The sequence below is a fragment of the Paraglaciecola sp. MB-3u-78 genome, from assembly GCF_002835935.1.
Classification (GTDB): domain Bacteria; phylum Pseudomonadota; class Gammaproteobacteria; order Enterobacterales; family Alteromonadaceae; genus Paraglaciecola.
In genome coordinates, this window is record NZ_PJCF01000006.1 from 191,661 (window position 1) to 211,718 (window position 20,058).

At 41.0% G+C, this 20,058-nt stretch carries 22 protein-coding genes; 15 read left to right on the forward strand and 7 right to left on the reverse strand.

Annotated features, from left to right (window positions below):
- Window positions 1-7 precede the first annotated feature (7 nt).
- A complete protein-coding gene (locus CXF95_RS15050; RefSeq protein WP_101199470.1) occupies window positions 8-976 on the forward strand; it encodes a class 1 fructose-bisphosphatase in 969 nt (322 codons plus the stop codon).
- 65 nt (window positions 977-1,041) lie between these two features.
- Here CXF95_RS15050 and CXF95_RS15055 read toward each other — a convergent pair whose 3' ends face one another.
- Complete coding sequence (locus tag CXF95_RS15055; RefSeq protein ID WP_101199471.1) at window positions 1,042-3,036, reverse strand: sodium-translocating pyrophosphatase; 1,995 nt, start codon at window positions 3,034-3,036, stop codon at window positions 1,042-1,044.
- 314 nt (window positions 3,037-3,350) lie between these two features.
- Here CXF95_RS15055 and ppa point away from each other — a divergent pair, with 314 nt between their 5' ends.
- The 3 genes from ppa to CXF95_RS15070 all read left to right on the forward strand — a co-directional run bounded on the left by ppa (window position 3,351) and on the right by CXF95_RS15070 (window position 5,126).
- Entirely contained in the window at window positions 3,351-3,899 is a 549-nt protein-coding gene (gene ppa / locus CXF95_RS15060) for an inorganic diphosphatase (RefSeq protein WP_101199472.1), read from the forward strand.
- Between the two features lie 253 nt (window positions 3,900-4,152).
- A complete protein-coding gene (locus CXF95_RS15065; RefSeq protein ID WP_101199473.1) occupies window positions 4,153-4,626 on the forward strand; it encodes a DUF3299 domain-containing protein in 474 nt (157 codons plus the stop codon).
- A 215-nt stretch (window positions 4,627-4,841) separates the two neighbouring features.
- Window positions 4,842-5,126, forward strand: a complete 285-nt coding sequence (locus CXF95_RS15070) for a hypothetical protein (RefSeq protein WP_198556601.1) — start codon at window positions 4,842-4,844, stop codon at window positions 5,124-5,126.
- A 55-nt stretch (window positions 5,127-5,181) separates the two neighbouring features.
- On the opposite strand, the gene CXF95_RS15075 is transcribed toward CXF95_RS15070, so the two are convergent.
- Window positions 5,182-5,577, reverse strand: a complete 396-nt coding sequence (locus CXF95_RS15075) for a thioesterase family protein (protein WP_101199474.1) — start codon at window positions 5,575-5,577, stop codon at window positions 5,182-5,184.
- Window positions 5,578-5,583: 6 nt separating this feature from the next.
- The gene (gene uvrA / locus CXF95_RS15080) at window positions 5,584-8,430 is read right to left on the reverse strand and encodes an excinuclease ABC subunit UvrA (protein WP_101199475.1); all 2,847 of its coding nucleotides are present in this window, start codon (window positions 8,428-8,430) and stop codon (window positions 5,584-5,586) included.
- A 198-nt stretch (window positions 8,431-8,628) separates the two neighbouring features.
- Between uvrA and CXF95_RS15085 the strand changes: the two genes are divergently transcribed.
- Together CXF95_RS15085 and ssb are read left to right on the forward strand one after the other, a co-directional pair.
- The gene (locus tag CXF95_RS15085; protein WP_101199476.1) at window positions 8,629-9,966 is read left to right on the forward strand and encodes an MFS transporter; all 1,338 of its coding nucleotides are present in this window, start codon (window positions 8,629-8,631) and stop codon (window positions 9,964-9,966) included.
- Between the two features lie 12 nt (window positions 9,967-9,978).
- On the forward strand, window positions 9,979-10,584 hold the full coding sequence (gene ssb / locus CXF95_RS15090) for a single-stranded DNA-binding protein (protein ID WP_101199477.1): 606 nt from the start codon (window positions 9,979-9,981) through the stop codon (window positions 10,582-10,584).
- A gap of 126 nt (window positions 10,585-10,710) precedes the next feature.
- Here the strand turns inward: ssb and CXF95_RS15095 are convergent, their stop codons facing one another.
- Window positions 10,711-11,736 carry an IS630 family transposase gene (locus CXF95_RS15095; protein ID WP_198556590.1) on the reverse strand — a complete coding sequence of 342 codons (1,026 nt, stop codon included), beginning with the start codon at window positions 11,734-11,736 and terminating at the stop codon, window positions 10,711-10,713.
- Window positions 11,737-11,951: 215 nt separating this feature from the next.
- Here CXF95_RS15095 and CXF95_RS15100 point away from each other — a divergent pair, with 215 nt between their 5' ends.
- Both CXF95_RS15100 and CXF95_RS15105 read left to right on the forward strand, forming a co-directional pair.
- Entirely contained in the window at window positions 11,952-12,179 is a 228-nt protein-coding gene (locus CXF95_RS15100; RefSeq protein ID WP_101199478.1) for a hypothetical protein, read from the forward strand.
- 64 nt (window positions 12,180-12,243) lie between these two features.
- Window positions 12,244-12,402, forward strand: a complete 159-nt coding sequence (locus CXF95_RS15105; RefSeq protein WP_198556641.1) for a hypothetical protein — start codon at window positions 12,244-12,246, stop codon at window positions 12,400-12,402.
- A 2-nt stretch (window positions 12,403-12,404) separates the two neighbouring features.
- Here CXF95_RS15105 and CXF95_RS15110 read toward each other — a convergent pair whose 3' ends face one another.
- The 3 genes from CXF95_RS15110 to CXF95_RS30710 form a co-directional block, all read right to left on the reverse strand.
- On the reverse strand, window positions 12,405-14,438 hold the full coding sequence (locus tag CXF95_RS15110; protein WP_101199480.1) for a TonB-dependent receptor: 2,034 nt from the start codon (window positions 14,436-14,438) through the stop codon (window positions 12,405-12,407).
- Between the two features lie 192 nt (window positions 14,439-14,630).
- Entirely contained in the window at window positions 14,631-14,750 is a 120-nt protein-coding gene (locus CXF95_RS30705; protein WP_232787865.1) for a helix-turn-helix domain-containing protein, read from the reverse strand.
- A 1-nt stretch (window position 14,751) separates the two neighbouring features.
- The gene (locus CXF95_RS30710) at window positions 14,752-14,922 is read right to left on the reverse strand and encodes a hypothetical protein (RefSeq protein WP_232787866.1); all 171 of its coding nucleotides are present in this window, start codon (window positions 14,920-14,922) and stop codon (window positions 14,752-14,754) included.
- A 67-nt stretch (window positions 14,923-14,989) separates the two neighbouring features.
- Between CXF95_RS30710 and CXF95_RS30715 the strand changes: the two genes are divergently transcribed.
- From CXF95_RS30715 to mshL, 7 genes are all read left to right on the forward strand, one after another.
- Window positions 14,990-15,388, forward strand: coding sequence for a hypothetical protein (locus CXF95_RS30715; RefSeq protein WP_232787867.1), 399 nt, complete (start codon window positions 14,990-14,992; stop codon window positions 15,386-15,388).
- Entirely contained in the window at window positions 15,369-15,611 is a 243-nt protein-coding gene (locus tag CXF95_RS15125) for a hypothetical protein (RefSeq protein WP_101199481.1), read from the forward strand. Before CXF95_RS30715 ends, CXF95_RS15125 begins: the two co-directional genes overlap by 20 nt.
- Window positions 15,612-15,844: 233 nt before the next feature.
- Complete coding sequence (locus tag CXF95_RS15130; protein WP_101199482.1) at window positions 15,845-16,774, forward strand: MSHA biogenesis protein MshI; 930 nt, start codon at window positions 15,845-15,847, stop codon at window positions 16,772-16,774.
- Window positions 16,774-17,388, forward strand: a complete 615-nt coding sequence (locus CXF95_RS15135; protein ID WP_101199483.1) for a PilN domain-containing protein — start codon at window positions 16,774-16,776, stop codon at window positions 17,386-17,388. Before CXF95_RS15130 ends, CXF95_RS15135 begins: the two co-directional genes overlap by 1 nt.
- Window positions 17,381-18,043, forward strand: coding sequence for a type II secretion system protein GspM (gene gspM / locus CXF95_RS15140; protein ID WP_101199484.1), 663 nt, complete (start codon window positions 17,381-17,383; stop codon window positions 18,041-18,043). Before CXF95_RS15135 ends, gspM begins: the two co-directional genes overlap by 8 nt.
- A 6-nt stretch (window positions 18,044-18,049) precedes the next feature.
- On the forward strand, window positions 18,050-18,391 hold the full coding sequence (locus tag CXF95_RS15145) for a hypothetical protein (protein WP_101199485.1): 342 nt from the start codon (window positions 18,050-18,052) through the stop codon (window positions 18,389-18,391).
- Complete coding sequence (gene mshL, locus CXF95_RS15150; RefSeq protein WP_198556602.1) at window positions 18,381-20,057, forward strand: pilus (MSHA type) biogenesis protein MshL; 1,677 nt, start codon at window positions 18,381-18,383, stop codon at window positions 20,055-20,057. The genes CXF95_RS15145 and mshL overlap by 11 nt, the downstream gene beginning before the upstream one ends.
- Window position 20,058: the final 1 nt, after the last annotated feature.

Here is a 20,058-nt window from a genome sequence, read left to right on the forward strand (position 1 = left end):
ACGCATAATGAAAAGACTTAACTCGCAACTTCAAGAAGATGGTGCACCTATGGAGCTCATCCTGCTATTAAGAACATTATTAGCAGGCTGCAAGGAAATTGCTTTTAGGGTCAGTCAAGGTGCCCTAGCCGGGGTATTAGGTTCAACATTAAGTGACAATGTTCAAGGCGAAAGACAGAAGAAGCTAGACGTAATTTCTAACCAAATCCTAAAAGACATTCTGAGTGAATCAGGTTATGTGAAGGCGATTTCTTCTGAGGAAGAAGACGAAGTGGTGCCTTGTAATCCGGAAGGCAAATATTTAGTCAGTTTTGATCCACTAGATGGTTCATCTAACACAGACATCAATAGCTTAATTGGAACAATATTTTCAATTACTCACGCGCCACAATGGATGAAGCCAGATGATCCATCGGCATTCTTACAGCCCGGAACACAAATTGTTGCCGCCGGTTATGTGTTATATGGCCCCTCCGCAATGCTTGCTTTGACTACAGGCCGTGGTACACATCTTTATACCCTAGATAAAACTCATGGCGGTTTCTTGTTAACGACACCTAATGTCAAAGTGCCTGAGCAAACGTCTGAGTTCTCAATTAATACATCTAATCAACGTCATTGGGAAGCCCCAATTCAGACATACATTAGTGATTTATTGGCTGGTACAGAAGGCCCTAGGGAAAAGGATTACAACATGCGCTGGGTTGCTGCAATGGTAGGTGACATCCACAGAGTATTATCCCGTGGCGGTATATTTATGTACCCATACGATAAACGTGATCCGAGCAAAGCCGGTAAATTACGCTTGTTATATGAAGCCAATCCCATGGCTTTCCTTGTAGAGCAGGCAGGTGGTTTAGCTGAAACAGGCACAGGACGTATTATGGAGGTTATGCCCACTGAAATCCATCAACGTGTACCTGTATTAATTGGCTCAAAAGAAGAAGTAGAAACCTGTTTAAGCTATAACAAATAAATTAATGCTGAGCTCTGAATCAGCTATCAAAAAAGCCTCTTATGAGGCTTTTTTGTATTTTAAGCCTACAACAGCGGCGCTATAACCAAACTGACTATGGCCATAACATTGATGAGGATATTCATAGAAGGGCCAGATGTATCTTTAAATGGGTCGCCTACTGTATCCCCAACTACTACAGCAGCATGCGTATCTGATCCTTTCCCTCCTAAGTTGCCTTTTTCAACATATTTTTTTGCGTTATCCCAAGCGCCACCGGCGTTCGCCATCATTAGAGCCAATAAAACACAACCTAACAATGCACCACCTAACATGCCTCCCAGAGCATAAGCCCCTAAACCAAAACCGATCAAAGGAGGCACGCCAACGGCAATGACACCAGGTAAAATCATTTTTTTCAATGCGGCTTGGGTGGCGATATCGATACAACGGGCATTATCAGGCTCAGCAGTGCCTTCCATTAGGCCTTCAATTTCTCTGAATTGACGTCGAATTTCTTGGATCATTTCAAATGCGGCATCACCTACAGCAGTCATAGTAATAGAGGCAATTAAAAATGGCAGTAAGCCACCAATAAACAAGCCTATTAAGACCATAGGATCGCCTAGATTCAATGTGAAATCTGGGTATTTAGCAGTAAGGGTTTCGATAAACGCAGCAATGATAGCCAGGGCTGCGAGGGCTGCCGCACCTATAGCAAAACCCTTACCAATAGCGGCGGTGGTATTGCCTAGCTCATCTAGCGAGTCTGTAATGGCGCGGGTTTCTTCTCCCAAACCTGCCATTTCGGCAATGCCACCAGCATTGTCAGCCACAGGCCCATAAGCATCAATTGCCATGGTAATGCCCACTGTAGCCAACATACCTACTGCGGCGATGCCTACGCCGTATAAACCGGATAGTTGAGTAGAAGCAAAAATAATCGCACAAATAGTTAGCACTGGAATAACCACTGATTGCATACCTACTGCCAACCCTGTAATCATAACAGTAGCAGCTCCAGTTTCCCCAGCTTTAGCTATTTTACGTACAGGTGTGGATGCGGTGTAATATTCGGTCACTAGACCAATAATAATGCCACCCACGGCGCCAGCAACCACCGCCCACCACACATGGTCACTCACACCCAGCTTGGTAACCACAAAATAAGCTGCAGCAATAAAAATAACTGCCGATGACATAGTACCAGCACGCAATGCCACCTCTGGTTTACTGGCTGACAACAATTTAACCATGACTATGCCTGCAACTGAACATAACAAACCAGTTGATGCCAAAGCCAAGGGCAAGAACATTAACGACTCTCGGCTTCCCAATACACCCACAGCCATTGTCGAAGCAATAGCAATAGTGGCAATCATTGAACCGCAATAAGACTCAAAGATGTCTGACCCCATTCCCGCCACATCACCGACATTATCACCCACATTATCAGCTATAACACCGGGATTACGTGGATCATCCTCAGGAATGCCAGCTTCTATTTTCCCGACTAAATCAGCGCCAACATCTGCACTCTTAGTGAAAATCCCTCCTCCTACCCGTGAAAACAGAGCAACAATTGAAGCCCCCATACCAAACCCATGGATTACGTGAGCTGTGGCCGGATCACCACCGAAAAACCAATACAGCGACCCTAACCCCAAAAGCCCCATTGATGCGACACATAACCCCATTACGGAGCCTCCCATAAAGGCGATGGTCAAAGCTGCTGCTGGGCCTTCGTCATGAGCTGCTTGAGTAGTTCGCACATTTGCCTTTGTGGCAGTAAACATGCCCATATAACCTGCAATGGCGGAACATAATGCTCCGGCAACAAAAGCCATAGTGGTGTATTGACCTAAAGAAAAATACAAAGCAATACCCACTACTAAGGCAAAAAGAAACAACATTTTATATTCGCGGTGCATAAACACCATCGCACCCGAATGTATGGCATCACCTATTTTGATGATAGCCAGATTAGAAACAGGTGCTTTTTTAATCAGTAGATAGATAACAAAAGCGCTAATTAAGCCCGCAAATCCCAAGATAGGTGGCAGATAGAATAGTTCAGACATGAAGGTTCCCTGAGTTAATGTAACAATGACACAAAACAAACCATCTTGAATAAATACAAAAATGGATCCGCTTTGCAAACCATTTATGCCAACTTCTCATTACTAACAACATTCATGAGTACATGGCTACTTTGTTGTTTTATTTACAATTTATTTACATTTACAGAGCAACTATAACGAGATTTTGTTGTTTAGTTCAAGTTTTAATCACTAAATGTACTTAGTCTGCGTATTAATCACTTTGTTGAGTTTCATCTTGTGTCTCTAAGCACTATAATCTCGCGCAATAAAATTCAACAACTTTAGGTATTACTATGAGTCTCAACGCTGTACCCGCTGGTAAAAATTTACCAGATGAAATTAATGTAATAATCGAAATCCCTGCTCACTCTGATCCTGTAAAATATGAAGTGGACAAAGAATCAGGTGCCATTTTTGTTGACCGTTTTATGGCAACCTGTATGCACTATCCTACTAACTATGGTTATGTCCCACACACTTTATCTGAAGATGGCGATCCAGCTGACGTATTAGTTATGACGCCTTTCCCACTTTTAGCTGGTTCAGTTATCAGGTGCCGCCCAGTAGGCGTATTAAAAATGACTGATGAGTCAGGTATAGATGCAAAAATTCTTGCAGTACCTGCTGATAAGTTATCAACCATTTATCGTGGCATTACTGATATTGATGATATTCCTGAGCTGACAAAGCATCAAATTCAGCATTTCTTTGAACATTATAAAGATTTAGAGCCAAACAAATGGGTGAAAATTGAAGGTTGGGAAGATGCAGCAGCGGCTAAAGCCGAGTTAGTCAACAGTGTTAAGTTGTACGAAGCATCAGAAGAGAAACCTGCCTTCTAACTTAAAGAAAAAAGATTACATTTAAAAGCCGGTATTTACCGGCTTTTTTGTAGCTGCGGCAATCACGTCAGTTGTGGTTAAACCAGCCTTACTGGATATAGTATGATTGATATCGCTTAGCATGGTATTTTATAGCGGTATAGATTTTGTGGTGTATGCCTTATGTTTAGCGCTGAATATCCCATGTCTAGATAACGAAATACTGAAAAAACCCTTTAAATTAGGCTAATCAAATTCAGACAAGTAAAAACTTATGATAAAAATTGCCAATGCAACGTGCTTAATATTGGTCTTATTCAGCCAGATAATATCAGCCAAAGAACCCCTTGAGCTGTTTTGGGAAGACATGGTGCCAGCGGATTACCAAACTCCCGACACTCCTTTAAGTCACGATGGCAGTATGGTGCAAATGGGACTAGATGCGCCCATCGTCGAGAGTCTAAATGGCAAGCTAGTAAAAATACCAGGATTTGTTGTTCCCTTAGAGGGCGACAACGAAACAACCACCGAATTTTTGTTAGTTCCGTATTTTGGTGCCTGTATTCATGTGCCACCACCACCAGCAAATCAAATAGTTTACGTGAAGTTTTCAGATGCAGTACCGATAGATAATCTATATGACGCTGTTTGGGTCACCGGTACCTTATCCACAAAAGGGTGGGAAGGTGATTTGGCGACCGTGGGCTATTCCTTAGTCGGTATCAGTGTGAGTCCGTATGATGGTTAAAACATAGTGAAATCGGTGACTTAGCAGTAAGAATTCATTTTCTTCTTTAAGAATTTTTCTATACTGATTTCCAAATTCAGATGAAGTGCCTTACTTATATACACAAAGTCGCAGTCACAATATAAAGGTGATTTGATGAATTTTTTAACAAAAATGTCTATTGCGCAAAAGCTATTTCTCATTCCAATTATTTGGCGTTTGATGTATCCAAATCGATGATAGACGGTACAGCCGATTATTCAAAACTGGGGCAACTGTCGACCACAATGAATGACAATTATGACAACGCCTTTGAAAACTTAACGAAATTTAGAGAGGTTCGCACTAAAGCCTTTCAAACAGACATACAAAAAGCCAGCGACAGCGGCCAATCTATCGTAGTCATAGGTGGAATTATGGCCTTGTTAACCATCATATTATTATTTGCCACAGCCGTTGGCTCAGAGCTTGCACAATTAGCTAAACATTTAGAAGGCATAGCAAAACAATTTAAAGTGTAATTTAACCCATAAAAAAAACCGCAGTTGCGGTTTTTTTATGGGTTAAATAGTGAACCTACTCTGGATAACTATTAGCCAAAAGCTGAGCTTTTATTTCATCATTTATTGCTACAGCTTGTTTAGTCTGAAAATCATAATGCACCATAGTTGTTGTACCCGTTGCACATTTTTTTTGCTGCTGCCACAACTCCTGATAAACATCAAAAGAACTCGTCCCTATTCGGCTGATATAAGTGCTAACTTGCACTTTCTGTCCATAATAAATCTGCTCTAAAAAATCAACTTTATAACTGGCTAAAATAAGAGGCCAATTTTGTAAATCCAATTCAGGATTAAATAGTTTGAAAATAGGCTCTCGACCGGTTTCAAACCAACCTACCAGCACAGTATTACTCACGTGAGCTAGGGCATCAGTTTCATAAAAACGAACATTAAACTCTTCACTGAACATGCAATATCATCCCTGTTGTTGCAATTGTTGTTGCAGTAAGGGTTTGAGAAAACGTGCCGTATGCGATTCTTGTACATTACAAATATCTTCTGGGGTCCCTTGGGCTACGATCTTACCACCACCTGAGCCACCTTCAGGGCCAAGATCTATGACCCAGTCTGCCGTTTTTATCACGTCTAAATTATGTTCAATCACAATGACTGTATTACCATGATCACGCAATCTATGTAGAACGTGTAATAGCTGTTTGATATCGTGAAAGTGTAAACCTGTAGTAGGCTCATCCAAAATATACAGAGTTTGGCCTGTGTCCCGTTTGGATAATTCTTTCGCTAACTTAACGCGCTGTGCCTCTCCACCCGACAGAGTAGTTGCAGCTTGACCTAAACGTACATAAGACAACCCCACATCCATCAAGGTTTGTAATTTACGAGCAATAGCCGGGATAACATCGAAAAAAGGGCGGGCCTCTTCTACTGTCATATCTAATACTTGATGGATATTCAATCCTTTATACTGGATCTCCAATGTTTCACGGTTGTAACGCTTGCCTTTACATAAATCACAAGGCACATACACATCGGGTAAAAAGTGCATTTCAACCTTTATAACACCGTCACCTTGGCATGCTTCACAGCGTCCACCTTTAACGTTGAAACTAAACCGTCCGGGTTTATAGCCGCGAGATCTTGCTTCTTGTGTACCCGCAAACAATTCACGCACCGGCGTAAAAATACCTGCATAAGTCGCAGGATTAGAGCGTGGTGTTCGGCCAATAGGACTTTGGTCAATATCCACTACTTTGTCCATAAACTCCATACCGGTAATGGTTTTATAGGGTGCAGGCTCCCCTGTAGTTGCTCCATTTAATTCTCTATGGGCAATGCGATAAAAGGTATCGTTAATCAATGTGGATTTACCTGAGCCAGATACACCGGTCACGCAAGTCATTAAGCCTAGTGGCGCTCTAAATGTCACATCTTGCAAGTTATTGCCAGTGGCACCCGTAAGCACCACCCACTTGTCTTGATCAATTTCGGTTCGTTTAGCGGGTATTTCAATTCTTTCTCTACCAGACAAGTACTTACCTGTTAGCGAACGTTCACTATTTTTTATATCTTCGATAGTACCCTGTGCCACAATTTCGCCACCGTGTACCCCTGCACCTGGACCAATATCCAACACAAAATCCGCAGCTCGGATCGCATCTTCATCATGCTCAACCACTATAACGGTATTACCTAAGTCACGTAAGTGAACAAGGGTCTCAAGCAACCTTGCGTTATCTCGCTGATGAAGTCCGATAGAAGGTTCGTCGAGCACATACATCACACCCACTAACCCAGCACCTATTTGACTGGCTAACCTAATCCGCTGGGCTTCACCTCCCGACAAGGTATCGGCGCTCCGTGAAAGAGATAGATAATTTAGCCCTACGTTGACTAAAAAAGTTAATCTATCGTTGATTTCTTTAAAGATTTTTTCTGCAATTTTTAAACGTTTACCGGTTAGGGTAAGATTGGCGAAAAACTCCAAAGCACCTGCAATCGACATGTCGGTAATGACATTAAGTGGCGTTTCTCCAATAAATACATTTCTAGCTTCTAGTCTAAGCCGCGATCCTGAGCAGGTTGAGCAATGCTGTTGGCTCAAATATTTAGAAAGCTCATCCCGTACCGCATTAGATTCTGTTTCCTTAAAGCGTCGTTCCATATTCGGGATAATCCCTTCAAATGGATGTTTGCGTTCCATAATGTCGCCACGGTCGTTAATGTATTTAAACTTTAACGATGTGCCTTTACTGCCGTTTAACACAATATCTTTGGCTTGTTCATCGAGCTCTGCAAAAGGCACTGTCAAATCAAACTTGTAGTGATCAGCCACAGCTTGCAACATCTGAAAATAATAATAACTGCGTTTGTCCCAGCCTCTAATAGCGCCACCCGATAAACTAATTTCGTCATTGGCGATAATACGCTTTGGATCAAAAAACTGCCTTATACCTAAACCATCACAACTTTGACAGGCTCCAGCAGGATTGTTGAAGGAAAATAAACGTGGCTCTAACTCAGCCATGCTATATCCACATTGTGGACAAGCAAAGTTTGAAGAAAACACCATTGGTAACTTGTCAGGCTCGTCCATATAAGCAACTGTTGCGGTGCCGCCAGACAAGTTTAGGGCTGTTTCAAAAGACTCCGCTAAACGAAGTTTTAAATCTTCGCGCACTTTAAAACGGTCAACGACCACTTCAATGGTATGTTTTTTGTGTAAGTCGAGTTCTGGGGGATCCGACAAATCACACACATTACCGTCTATTCTCGCCCGAATAAAACCTTGGGCAGCAAGATTTTCGAGGGTTTTAAGGTGCTCACCTTTACGGGCTTGAACCACAGGAGCAAGCAACATCAATTTTAAATCGGCTGGCATGTCTAAGACACGATCAACCATTTGACTGACCGTTTGTGCATCTAATGGCAAATGATGCTCAGGACAACGCGGCTCTCCTACCCGTGCATACAACAAGCGTAAGTAGTCGTAAATTTCTGTAATGGTTCCCACAGTAGAACGAGGATTGTGCGAAGTAGATTTTTGCTCGATGGAAATGGCTGGCGATAAACCTTCAATATGATCCACATCAGGTTTTTCCATCATCGATAAGAATTGCCTGGCATATGCTGACAAGGACTCGACGTATCGCCTCTGCCCTTCTGCGTAGAGTGTGTCGAAAGCCAAAGAAGATTTACCCGAACCAGACAACCCCGTGATCACGGTTAGTTTATCTCTCGGTATATCTAGATCGATGTTTTTGAGATTGTGGGTGCGGGCACCGCGTACTTCAATTCTATCCATTTTTGACTTTTATCGACTCCAAAAGAAGAAGTATTACACACTCTTGAAACTAGCTCTATGGCCACGCAGATTATCTTTTTACTAGTACCACGCAGTCAATCAAAAATATTGTTTAAATTGTTTGTCGAAAACGAATCTATGCTAAACTAAATGGCCCTTTTTCTTGTATATTTTCATTTTCCGATATTAGATTAAACCTTGAATTCTACTGAACTCCGCAGCGCCTTTTCTCTTGCCTTTGTGTATGTGCTTCGCATGCTTGGATTGTTTATGGTGATGCCAGTCATAGCCATTAGTGCCAAAACCTATCCAGATTATTCAGCCTTTTTGGTGGGCCTAGCAATAGGTGGTTACGGTTTGACTCAAGCATTACTACAAATTCCCATGGGGGTTCTATCAGATAAAATTGGTCGAAAACCCGTTATTGCAGGTGGTTTAGTGATGTTTGCCATTGGCAGTCTTGTGGCGGCCACCGCTGATAGTTTAGTTTGGGTCGTAGTCGGTCGTTTTCTGCAAGGTGCCGGCGCAATAGCTGGAGCCATCATGGCTTTGGCAGGAGATTTAAGCCGTGAAAGTCAAAGGCCAAAAGTGATGGCTATTATAGGTATTTCTATTGGCTTCTCTTTTTACTTAGCCTTACTGTTGGGCCCTATTATTGCGGGTAAGTTTGGCCTAAGCGGTATTTTCCTAATGACGGGTGTATTGGCTTGTCTGTGTATTTTTCTTGTGTTGTTTGTTGTACCTAATGCAAAAAATATTGCACCTAGGGGCGATACCCTACCAATTTATAGTGATTTAAAAAGCCTCTTTTCGCACCCTCAATTAATACGCCTCAATATCAGCGTGTTGTTATTACATATGCTGATCACTCTACTTTTTGTACAAATCCCAGTATTTTTAGTTGATTTAAATTGGCCTCTTTCTACTCATTGGCAAGCATACTCAATAGTTTTAGTCGCTTCAGTTGTCGGTCTTATTGGCCTGATGGCCTTAGCGTCAAAGCATAAACAGTGGGTCATGCAATTCAGTGTGGCTGGTCTGGCAATAGTATTTGCATTGTTAATATTCGGCCAACATTCAATTATTTATTTGATGTTACTGGTTAGCCTGTTTTTTACCTGCTTTAACTATCTCGAAGCGAATTTTCCAGCTATGGTGTCAAATATTGCCCCAGCTGGGAAAAAAGGCTCAGCCATGGGAGTTTATGCCAGTTTTCAGTTTTTCGGCGCATTTTTAGGTGGAGTATTATCCGGCGGTCTCGGCGAGCTGTTAGGCACTCAATGGGTATTTGGTTTAGCCAGTATTTTATGTTGTGTTTGGTTGCTGTTAATCAGAGGTTTGGGCGCGACGAAAAGACTAAAACGTTATACACTTAGTACCAACAATCAAATAACAGATCTGACTTTACAGCAGCTTTCAGAATTAGAAGGCGTGGTGGATATAACAGTTGTTCCAAATGAACAGGTTATGTATTTAAAGGCAGAACAACATTTCGATATTCAACAAGCTCGACTTGTGCTGAATTTAAAAGATTAATTAGGAGAAATCATGGCTAGCAAAGGCGTAAACAAAGTAATTTTAGTGGGTAACTTAGGTAAAGATCCCGAAGTAAGATATACCCCAAATGGCAAAGCCGTAGCCAACTTAACCTTAGCCACATCAGAAAGCTGGAAGGATCAAAGTGGCCAAATTCAGGAAAAAACTGAATGGCACCGCGTGTCCATGTTTGGCAAGTTAGCGGAAATCGCAGGCGAATATTTGCGTAAAGGTAGTCAAGTTTATATTGAAGGTAAATTGCAAACCCGCAAATGGCAGAACAAAGAAGGTCATGATCAATACACCACAGAAATTGTTTTAGACCCATTCAATGGTGTGATGCAAATGTTAGGCAGTAAAGGTGGTGGTCAATCTGAAGGTGGTTTTCAAGGGCAACAACGTCCTGCAGCTGCGCAACAGCAACCCAATCAAGGTTATCAACAAGCACCGCAGCAAAGCAATCAACAAACACCGCAGCAAGGGCAACAATATCAAAAGCCGCCAGCCCAAGGTGCGACCCAACAACCCAATCAAGGCTTCAACCAAGCACCAGCCCAAGGGCAACCTGCGCCTATGGCTGAACCAGATTTTGATTTTGATGATGATATTCCGTTCTAGACAAAGACAAAATATTAAATGTTGAAAAATATTCTATAATTACATAAAGCCCTGATAATCAGGGCTTTTTTTATTCACCTAAGTTATTTAGAATAACTGTCGACAAATATCTATACCCAAGTTACTTCAACTTGCAGGTTTTAGTACCTGAAAGTTATCATTTATCCGACTGTTTAATATGTCAGCAATATCCGGAAGGGTGACGTTAAAAAAATGCCGAATGTGTTGTCGAAATTCCTTTGCGCTAGAGAAATATCGATTATTGCGAGCATATTCATTCATGACTTTCCATAATCGCTCTATGGGGTTCAGATTAGGGCTGTATGGGGGCAGATAATGCAGTGTAATTCCTAATTCAGCCGCTTTGTCTTTCACCTCCTTGGAACGATGATAACCCGCCCCATCCAGCACTAAATGAAGCGTATTATTTGCTAAGTACCTCTGCTTTAGGTGCTCCATAAAATCCATGATGGTGCTGCCATTTACAGTCTCGTAATCATGCACTACCGCTTCAGCTAAATGATTTAACCGGATCGCGCCTACAACATTCATTCGGGTGCGACTGCCTGTGGTTTCAATGGGTTTATCTACCCCTTTACGTATCCATCCAGATGTCACCTTGGTCGCTTGAGTAGGATGCACTGCATCCATGAATAAAATAGGCTCATCATCCGATACGCTATCCCGTAACGTTTCATATTCTTCGATAAACGCAGCTTGCTTTTGCTCATCAAATTTATGAGGCACACCTTTAGGCTGTTTGTAACTAAAGCCGTTTTGGTGGAGCCATTTATTTAACCCAGACACTGAATAGGTAATCTTCCACGTCTTTTGAATGTAGGCCACTATTTGATGGGTGTGTAAGTAAGTGATATCTGACAGGTGTGCAACCAATTGCTGGGTTTGCTCAGTATTTAAATGACTGGCAGAGCCACCACCCGCAGGCTTGAGCTTCAGACGTTTGGCGTAATCACCGATATGGCGTGTAATGCTGGCTTCACTCTTACGCAAGGCTTGTGCAATTCTAGCGACGGTCCACCCTTCACTGCGTAACAACACCGCTTTAATACGGTCACGCTCCCTTCCATCACGGGCTTTCGTATGTCTCGCTTCTAGCGCGGTTTTTTGGTCGGGTGTAAGGGAAATATCAATCATAGGTACAGCCTGATCCTCAAATCAGACAAAATCAAGCATTTTCATTGATCACGGGTATATACCAATGAAACTGCAAATATTACAAATATATATTTTGTCCTGAAAAATCGGAGATAATGAGGAATTAGACGGTTTCGATGAATGGCTTGTTAGGACTGACATATTCTCTAGATTATGGACGCAAAAAATGAAAGAAAAAATTCTCGTAGTAGATGACGACCCTGCAATATTACGTATTAAAACCCTTCAACCACAAAAAATTCCTTGTGCGCACCCAATTTCACTTAAAAATGCGCCGCTTAGTAAAAGAAGTACAACTAGCAAACGAAAGTTTAGAAAGCAAAATACAAGCCCGAACCCAAGACTTAACTGACTCAAATAAAAAACTCAACCAAGTTATCGACGAAAGAAAGTTACTAGAAGGTCGTCTCAAACACTAGATTGGGACTGATTTTTTAACACAACTTCCCAGTGCTCTGCGAAATGCTGAAAAAGGTGGCAGACTTGTCTAGCAACATTATGATTGCCAAACATATAGAGCAAGAATCGGTGGCTAAAAGTTTAACTGAACTAGGTATCGACTTCGCCCAAGGTAGCTTATTTCGTGAACCAGAGTCACTTAGCAATTTAGATAACCCCGAGCTGGGGTTATCTAAAAAATAAGCCTAAAATTGGTATTGCACAGTGGCATAAACTGCTCGAGGTTCACCTACAAAGTATCGGTAGCTGCCAAACCCAAAATCGGCTCTTTCAGCATAATCCTCATCAGTCAGGTTGCTGACTCTGACCCCGATATCTAGTCTTTCACTTAATCTTAAGCCAGTTCGAAGATTAAGTAAGTTGTGACCACTATATTCAGCACTATTTTCTGGATTAAGATAGTAGTTACCTTGGTGTACCCACTCCAGCTCTATAAACTCACCTGAATCAGAGCGCCAACCTAGTTGTGCACTCCCCATATGTTGTGGAGCGGTATCTATTTCATTGCCTTGGATATTGATCCGACTTAACGTCAGGTTTGAGTTATACTGATGTTTAGCGAAGGTGCCGTTGGCAGAGGCATAGAAATACTGCCATTGATAGTTTATCGCCAGCTCTATTCCCCGATGTGATGTTTTACCATCGCTGATATTTTGCCTATCCGTGTCTTGAAAAATAAAATTGTCTTTTTGCATAGAAAATAAAGTCACATCATAAAATAACGATTCAGTCTGCCCTCTTATGCCTAGTTCAATTGAATTGATATTTTCAGCATCAAGCTCTGCCACTGTTTGCCCGGCTTGTAGTCTAAATAACTCTGTGGTTTGAGGAGCACGATACCCTGTAGAATATTGGGCATAGAGTCGATTCTGATTGGTTAAGGCGTAATTTGCATTTATTTGGTAAGACCATTCGTCATAATCGACTATTTGGTCTTCTGGGCGAGTAAATCGGCAATTTTCAACACCTTGTTCACATGCACTACCTGTACTTAAGCGATTATCGTAATCATATTTGCTGTGTTCATAACGCACCCCAGCACTCAGCATTAATTGTGGTGTTGCTGTCCATTGAAGTTGAGCAAAAGGAGAGTACACACTGGCATTCACCTTGTAATCATAATGAATGCCCGCAGGTAAAGCAGGCGAAAATTCAGCAGCTTGAGTCTCAGTCAATTGCCCCTGAGTATAATCGGCGTCAAAGCCGCTTAACCATGTTAAGTCGCCATAATCCTTTTGAAATTGTGCTTGCACACCAAGGCTGTTGTGACTGTTTTCCTCTAGGGGTTGCCATGGAAGAAAATGCTGTAAAAATTGCATATCTGTCGACCTTATATAAGGCGTAATGCTAAAGCTGGTTGTGTCGTTTTCAACGTAGCTGATTTGGCTATAAACCCGCATAGACTGACTATCACGAAACGCTTCAGGGTTGGGGTTTTTCTTTTTGAGTGCGGCGTCTTTATACACCTCGAAACCACTGATAAAACCGGCAGTTTCTTGATTCAGATTAGTGACCGCTAGTACATTCTTGATCTGCCATTTACCCTCTTGATATTGATGTATCAGATTAAGTTTTTGCTGATCAAAGCCACTGTCATCTAAATACCCGCCATCTTTTGTGACGTTGCCATAAAATAACAAACCATGTTGTTCAGTGCTTGTAGACAAGCTAAACATGCCACGAGAGTAGCCATGAGGCCCTATACTCAAAGACGAATTTGACTGTTGTGTATCAAAAGGATTGGGTGTTAGCACATTAATCACCCCATGCACTGCATTAGAGCCATACATGGTACTTGCAGGGCCGCGTAAAACTTCAAGGGACGATGCCTGTTCGGTATTCGCATCGAACAATTGATTTACATTGCAAAATCCGGGTGCACGTAACGATATTCCATCCTGCGCAATAAAGAATGCACCACAGCCACCCGCACCGGTCAGAACTGGTGAACGTATGGCGGTCAGATGTTCTTGGCCATTGCCTCGACTTATCCATGCGCCTGGTATGCGAACCAAAGCTTGATTGATGTGCTGTTGGTCAATCAATCTTAAACTTTCCTCGTCTAGCCAACTGATATTGCCAGCTACATCCAAAATATTTTGATTCGTGCGGGCAGCAGTCACAGTGATCCGCTCTATTGCTTGTTCTTGTTCTTGGTTTTGGCCTAAAACCGATGTGCTCAATAGGATGAAAGCTAAGTAACTCTTATTTAAGTTCAAAAAATATTCCTAGGTAACAATTTAAGATGAAATTATGGCTGGACTTTAAGTCATTGTTTGCTGCATTCATACGCACAAAATGTAAGAAAGTTTACTTTAGTTACGTCATTTCATGTATTTAAAGCAATGCTAACTTGGGCAAATTTGCGCTTATTTAGCCAGATTATCCACTGTGTTTTGCTGCATATTTTCTCATAATTGGGACGGCAAAGTCCCAAACATTAAACGAAACTGACGACTAAAATAACTGTGTTCAGAAAAACCACAACGATAAGCCACATTGGTAATGGGCAAACGGGTTTCGATTAACATTCTACGGGTGTTTTCTAAACGAATTATCGGTGATAAATTGTTTGGCTATATGCGGCGAAAAAAACGCTAAGTCTGACTTGCCTAATACTTGATTAAGTGAATGCATGCCAATTTGCTCAACAAATTTTTTATTGGCATAAATCACCTCACAAATGGCAATATTGATGTCCATTTATTGTTAGTAAATTTGTTATTAGCCGTAAATCTTAACTCGGCTACACAAAGGGTAGGTATCATATATGGTTACAACGATTAAAAAAACATCACTATTACGCAGTTTTCGATTCGCTTTAGTCATGCCTATTGCATTGAGTTTATCCTCTGTCACCTTCGCCCATGAAGTAGGTTTACAGTTGTACAGTGTAAGAAAGCAAATGGAGCAGGATTTACCCAAGGCCTTTAGTCAAATTAATCAATGGGGGATCAAAGTAGTTGAAGGTGGAGGAGCGTTATATGGACACCCTGTTGAAGAGTATAGAAACCAATTACTAAAAAATGATCTACAAATTGTCAGCGTAGATGCTTCATTTGAAGAGCTGCGGGACAACCCCATAGCAGTGGTGTACAAAGCTAGATACTTTGGCAGCCGCTTTGCAACATTTTATTGGATACCACACGATGCTGCAAAAATGGTTTGATCTCGAAGATGCCAAAGGAGCAATTGAGGTCATGAATAAAGCCGGCAAGTTGTTAAAAGAAAATGGCATAACCCTGCAATATCACGCACATGGATACGAATTTCTACCACATGGAACAGGCACGTTGTTGGATTACATACTTGAAGATGAATCATCTAGGGTAATGTCTCAAGTGCCTGAAAGTTTATGCTATTTAAAAAATTTTGATAAAAAGATGCACTAAGGGATGGATGTTGGTCAATATCAAGCTCAGTCTATCTGGGCTTTATTACACACTAAATATACCCTTTGATTGAGTACTTCAAACATAAAACTTAGCTAAGTGATTTGTTTTTTTACTTTATAAATCATTGGGTTTAGTGAACAACAGTTGCAGCTCATAGACCATATAAAACTAGCTCTTTAGGTGGTTTTTTGCTGTAATGGAGATAACTAGAAAGCTATAAAGCTTGTGACATGCAAATTGGTTGGCGCGATTTTATTAAAGGGCTATTCAAAAAGGCCTCACTATTTCATTCTGTAGGGATTGAAATAGGCGTTAACGACTTTCATATCTCCACCTTAATAAATGTCAAAGGCAGACTAAACTGGGTAAAACAACACTCTGCACCGATCGATAATTGGCAAACTACACTCAAAACTTACGTCGAAAATAATCATCTGGCTAACACTCAATGTAATATCGCCTTATCTATTTCAAAGTATCAACTGTTACAGTTCGATAGGCCTGCGGTAGAAGACTCTGAGTTAAACCAAGCTTTGCAATGGACGGTTAAAGAGCACTTATTCAGTGACGAGGAACTTGTTATTGATTATTTTGATCCTCCGGCGGCGGCAACATCTTCGGTCAAAAAATTAAATGTGGTTGCTGTCAGTAAGCGAGACGTGATAGAAATTCGCGATGGTGTATTAAAAGCAGGTTTAGCACTTAATATCATAGGGATTGAAGAACTAGCAATCTGCAATCTTTTAGCACCAAGTGACGATGCCATCATTACTTTAAAACAAGAGGAAGGTGGGCAACTTAGCTTGAACATTGTTAAGCGCAACCAATTGTTCTTTTCTCGACGCTTACGTGGTTATGAAAATTTAGCTCATTTTTCACCAGAAGAATTAAAAATGGGGGTGGTTGATAACTTAAGTTTAGAAATTCAACGCTCCATGGATTACTTTGAGAGCCAGTTACGACAAGCACCTGTTAAAAAAGTCTATATTTCTTTAGATACCATCCATCAAGAACCACTGGCAGACATGATCAAACAAGTGATTTTTGTTGCAGTGGAAAAATTCATACCTGATGTGACGACAGACGCTAATATGCCTATTACACCATCAAGCTTTGCTAGCTTAGGCGCAGCAATGGATAACGCGAGTTTGATTAAATAATGAAAAATATAGTTAACCTTTATCATCCAGAGTTTCATCCAAAGTTACGATTGCTAACGCTGTCTACTGTTCTTATGAGTTGGGTATTTGCAGCACTTTTTTGCAGCTTGTTGTACTTTTATGTGGCATCTAAACAGCAAAATTTCAAATCTGAAATTTCTAAGATAGAACAAAATAAACAACAACAACAATTATTGATTAAGGAGCTACAAAGCGCAATAAACAACCAAAAAGTGGACCCAGAACTGTTTAAACATGTGGAAAAAAACCAACACGTTATTAATCTTAAAAAACGTGTGTTAGATAAATTGTCTGGTCAAGAGAAACTAAAATCACAGAGCTTTTCAAAACTGATGATAGATCTCGCCAATCATCACCAAAGCGGACTGTGGTTAACTCATATAAACTTGAATGGTATGCATGTGTTAATGGAAGGCGCAGCGACAGATTCTGCCATAGTACCTAAATGGCTAAGTTCATTAGGTCAAACTGATTATTTTAGAGGCCAAGAATTCGCAGACACTCGTCTTTACCGTGACTCTGGGCAACAACTCAATTTTGTTATTTCAACTGGTAAAGAGCTTACAATAGAAAATGGCTCTAATAATGAATAATTCTTTTGAGCAGGAATACAAAAAACTATCAAGCAAATTCCTCGAGGTAAGCTTACGTGAACAAGTTTTAATTCTGTTTTGTGGCTTAGTTGTTGTGATATTGATGATGTACAGCTTGTTACTAGAACCAATATTTGAGAGTTCTGAAAAGTTACAGCAAAACAGTAAAAGTGCCGATAAAGAAATCCGTTTTTTGATAGCGCAAGTGGCTGAATTATCCGACAACATTAAGACAGATCCAAACGGGCCAGTACTTGAAAGAATCGCTTTATTGAAACGCCAAATTCTAAACATTACCAATCAATTAAAGACACAAACGGACAATTTAGTGCCGGCTAATAAAATGGCAGGTATGTTAGAAAGTGTGTTAGCAGGCAGCAAGGGGTTAACTTTAATTGAATTACAGTCTATTGCGCCTATTCCTATATCACTAGGGCTCCCCGAAGAGCCCGATGCTGGTTTATATCGCCATGGAGTCACACTTGTGTTTCAAGGAAACTATTTCGATATTCAACGATACTTAGAGAAACTTGAATCTCTGCCATGGCAATTCTACTGGGAAAGATTTGACTATTTAGTCGGCGACTACCCAACTGCAAGTGTTGAGTTAGAGATATATACACTCAGTACCAACAAAGCTTTTATAGGGGTTTAAGAGTATATGAAACAGTTATTATTACTATTATGCCTCGGCTTGACTCACGTACAAGCCAACACATTGACGGATCCAACGAAACCCAACCCAAATACATCGATGTTTAATACTGGTAAAGACCCAAAAGCGGTGATGACAATGGCGCTAAAATTAACCGCAATCATCAATAACAGTCATACTAAGCAAGCGATTATCAATGGTAGAAGTTTTACAGAAGGGCAGCAGGTACAAGGTTATAAAGTGGTTTTGATCAGTGAAAATCACGTGGTATTGGATGGGTCAGATGGTAAACAAACACTTTATGTCAATAACAACAACATTAAAAAAGACGCACATAATGGTTTTTAAGAAATTACTACTTTTGAGCATAACCCTGGTTATTTGTTCATGCCAAAGTCAGCAAAAAACGACAGCAGTGGCTCACTCCTTAGACTCTGCTATTGCTGAATATGACAACGAAACTAAACAAGAAAGTCCGTCTTCCAATGACCAGTCGTTACAAACTGTCCCTGACGCAATCAACCAAGCCTTATTGCCCAGTCCAAGCGAAACATCCAGCCATCTCTTTGGTGAATCAAAATATGATATTAATGCGCAAAAAGTAGATGCTGCTGCATTTTTTAGCAGTATAGTCAAAGGAACACCATACAGTGTCGCTATCCATCCAGACGTTACGGGCGAAATCTCACTGGATTTAAAACAGGTGGCACTGGCTGATGTATTCGATTTGGTAGCCGAGCTATACGGTTATGAAATTGAGCTTAAGCGAAACATCTATCGTATTTATCCTTCTGGAATGCGTACTGAGACCTTCGCAATTAATTATCTGTTAATGACACGAGATGGTTCAACGCAAACGAGTATTACTTCCGGTGGCGTTTCACAAGAGTCTGGAAACAACAGTAGCAGTAATAATAGTTCTCAAAATGGCTTCAGTGGTAATTCAAGTAATTCGGGCAACAACAATAACAACAACGGTGGTTCAGGCAGTAATAGTAATGGCACGAGTATCTACACTCGCACCGAGACAAACTTTTGGGCCGAACTGTTGGCTACTCTGGAGTCTATGCTTGGTGATGGAGAAGGGAAAAGTGTGATGGTCACGCCTCAAGCAGGTTTAGTAACCGTTCGTGCTATGCCTAAAGAAATTAGGGCCGTAAAAGCCTTTTTAGATGTGTCTGAAGAAATCATTCAAAGGCAAGTGATTCTCGAAGCCAGAATTATAGAGGTCGCACTTGATGATGGTTATCAACAGGGCATTAACTGGGGGCAAATTTTAGCGAATAGCGGCTCAACTGATTTTCAATTTTCTAACAGCGCAGGAGTCATAGGTAATAGCCTTAGTGCAGCATTAGGCAACGTAACCAGCCTGTCATTTGTTAACAAAGATTTTTCCGGCGTGTTATCGCTACTGTCTACCCAAGGCAATGTACAAGTGTTATCCAGCCCACGCGTCACTGCAATAAATAATCAAAAAGCCGTGATTAAAGTGGGAGATGATGAGTATTTTGTCACCGATGTCTCTAGCCAAAGCACCATATCTAGCAGTACCACGTCTGTGGTGCCTAATATTGAATTGACACCTTTCTTTTCAGGTATCGCCTTAGATGTCACACCACAAATAGATGCTGACGGTATGGTTTTATTGCATGTGCATCCTTCCGTAATTGAAACCCAAGAGCAAGAAAAAATAGTGACATTGAACCAAGAACAATTTGTACTGCCTCTTGCTCAAAGTAATATTCGCGAATCTGATACCGTTATTCGAGCTAAATCTGGTGAGATAGTGGTGATTGGTGGATTAATGCAATCCATTATTTCAGAATCAGAATCAAAGACACCTCTGCTCGGTGATATTCCAATTTTAGGTAATCTGTTTAAAAACAAAAACAATAGTGAAATCAAGAAAGAACTGGTCATTTTAATCAAGCCAACTGTGGTGGGTAAAGACACCTGGAGACAGGAGTTACGACGTAGCAGAGATCAAATGGCCGATTGGCTGCACGTGGATTAAT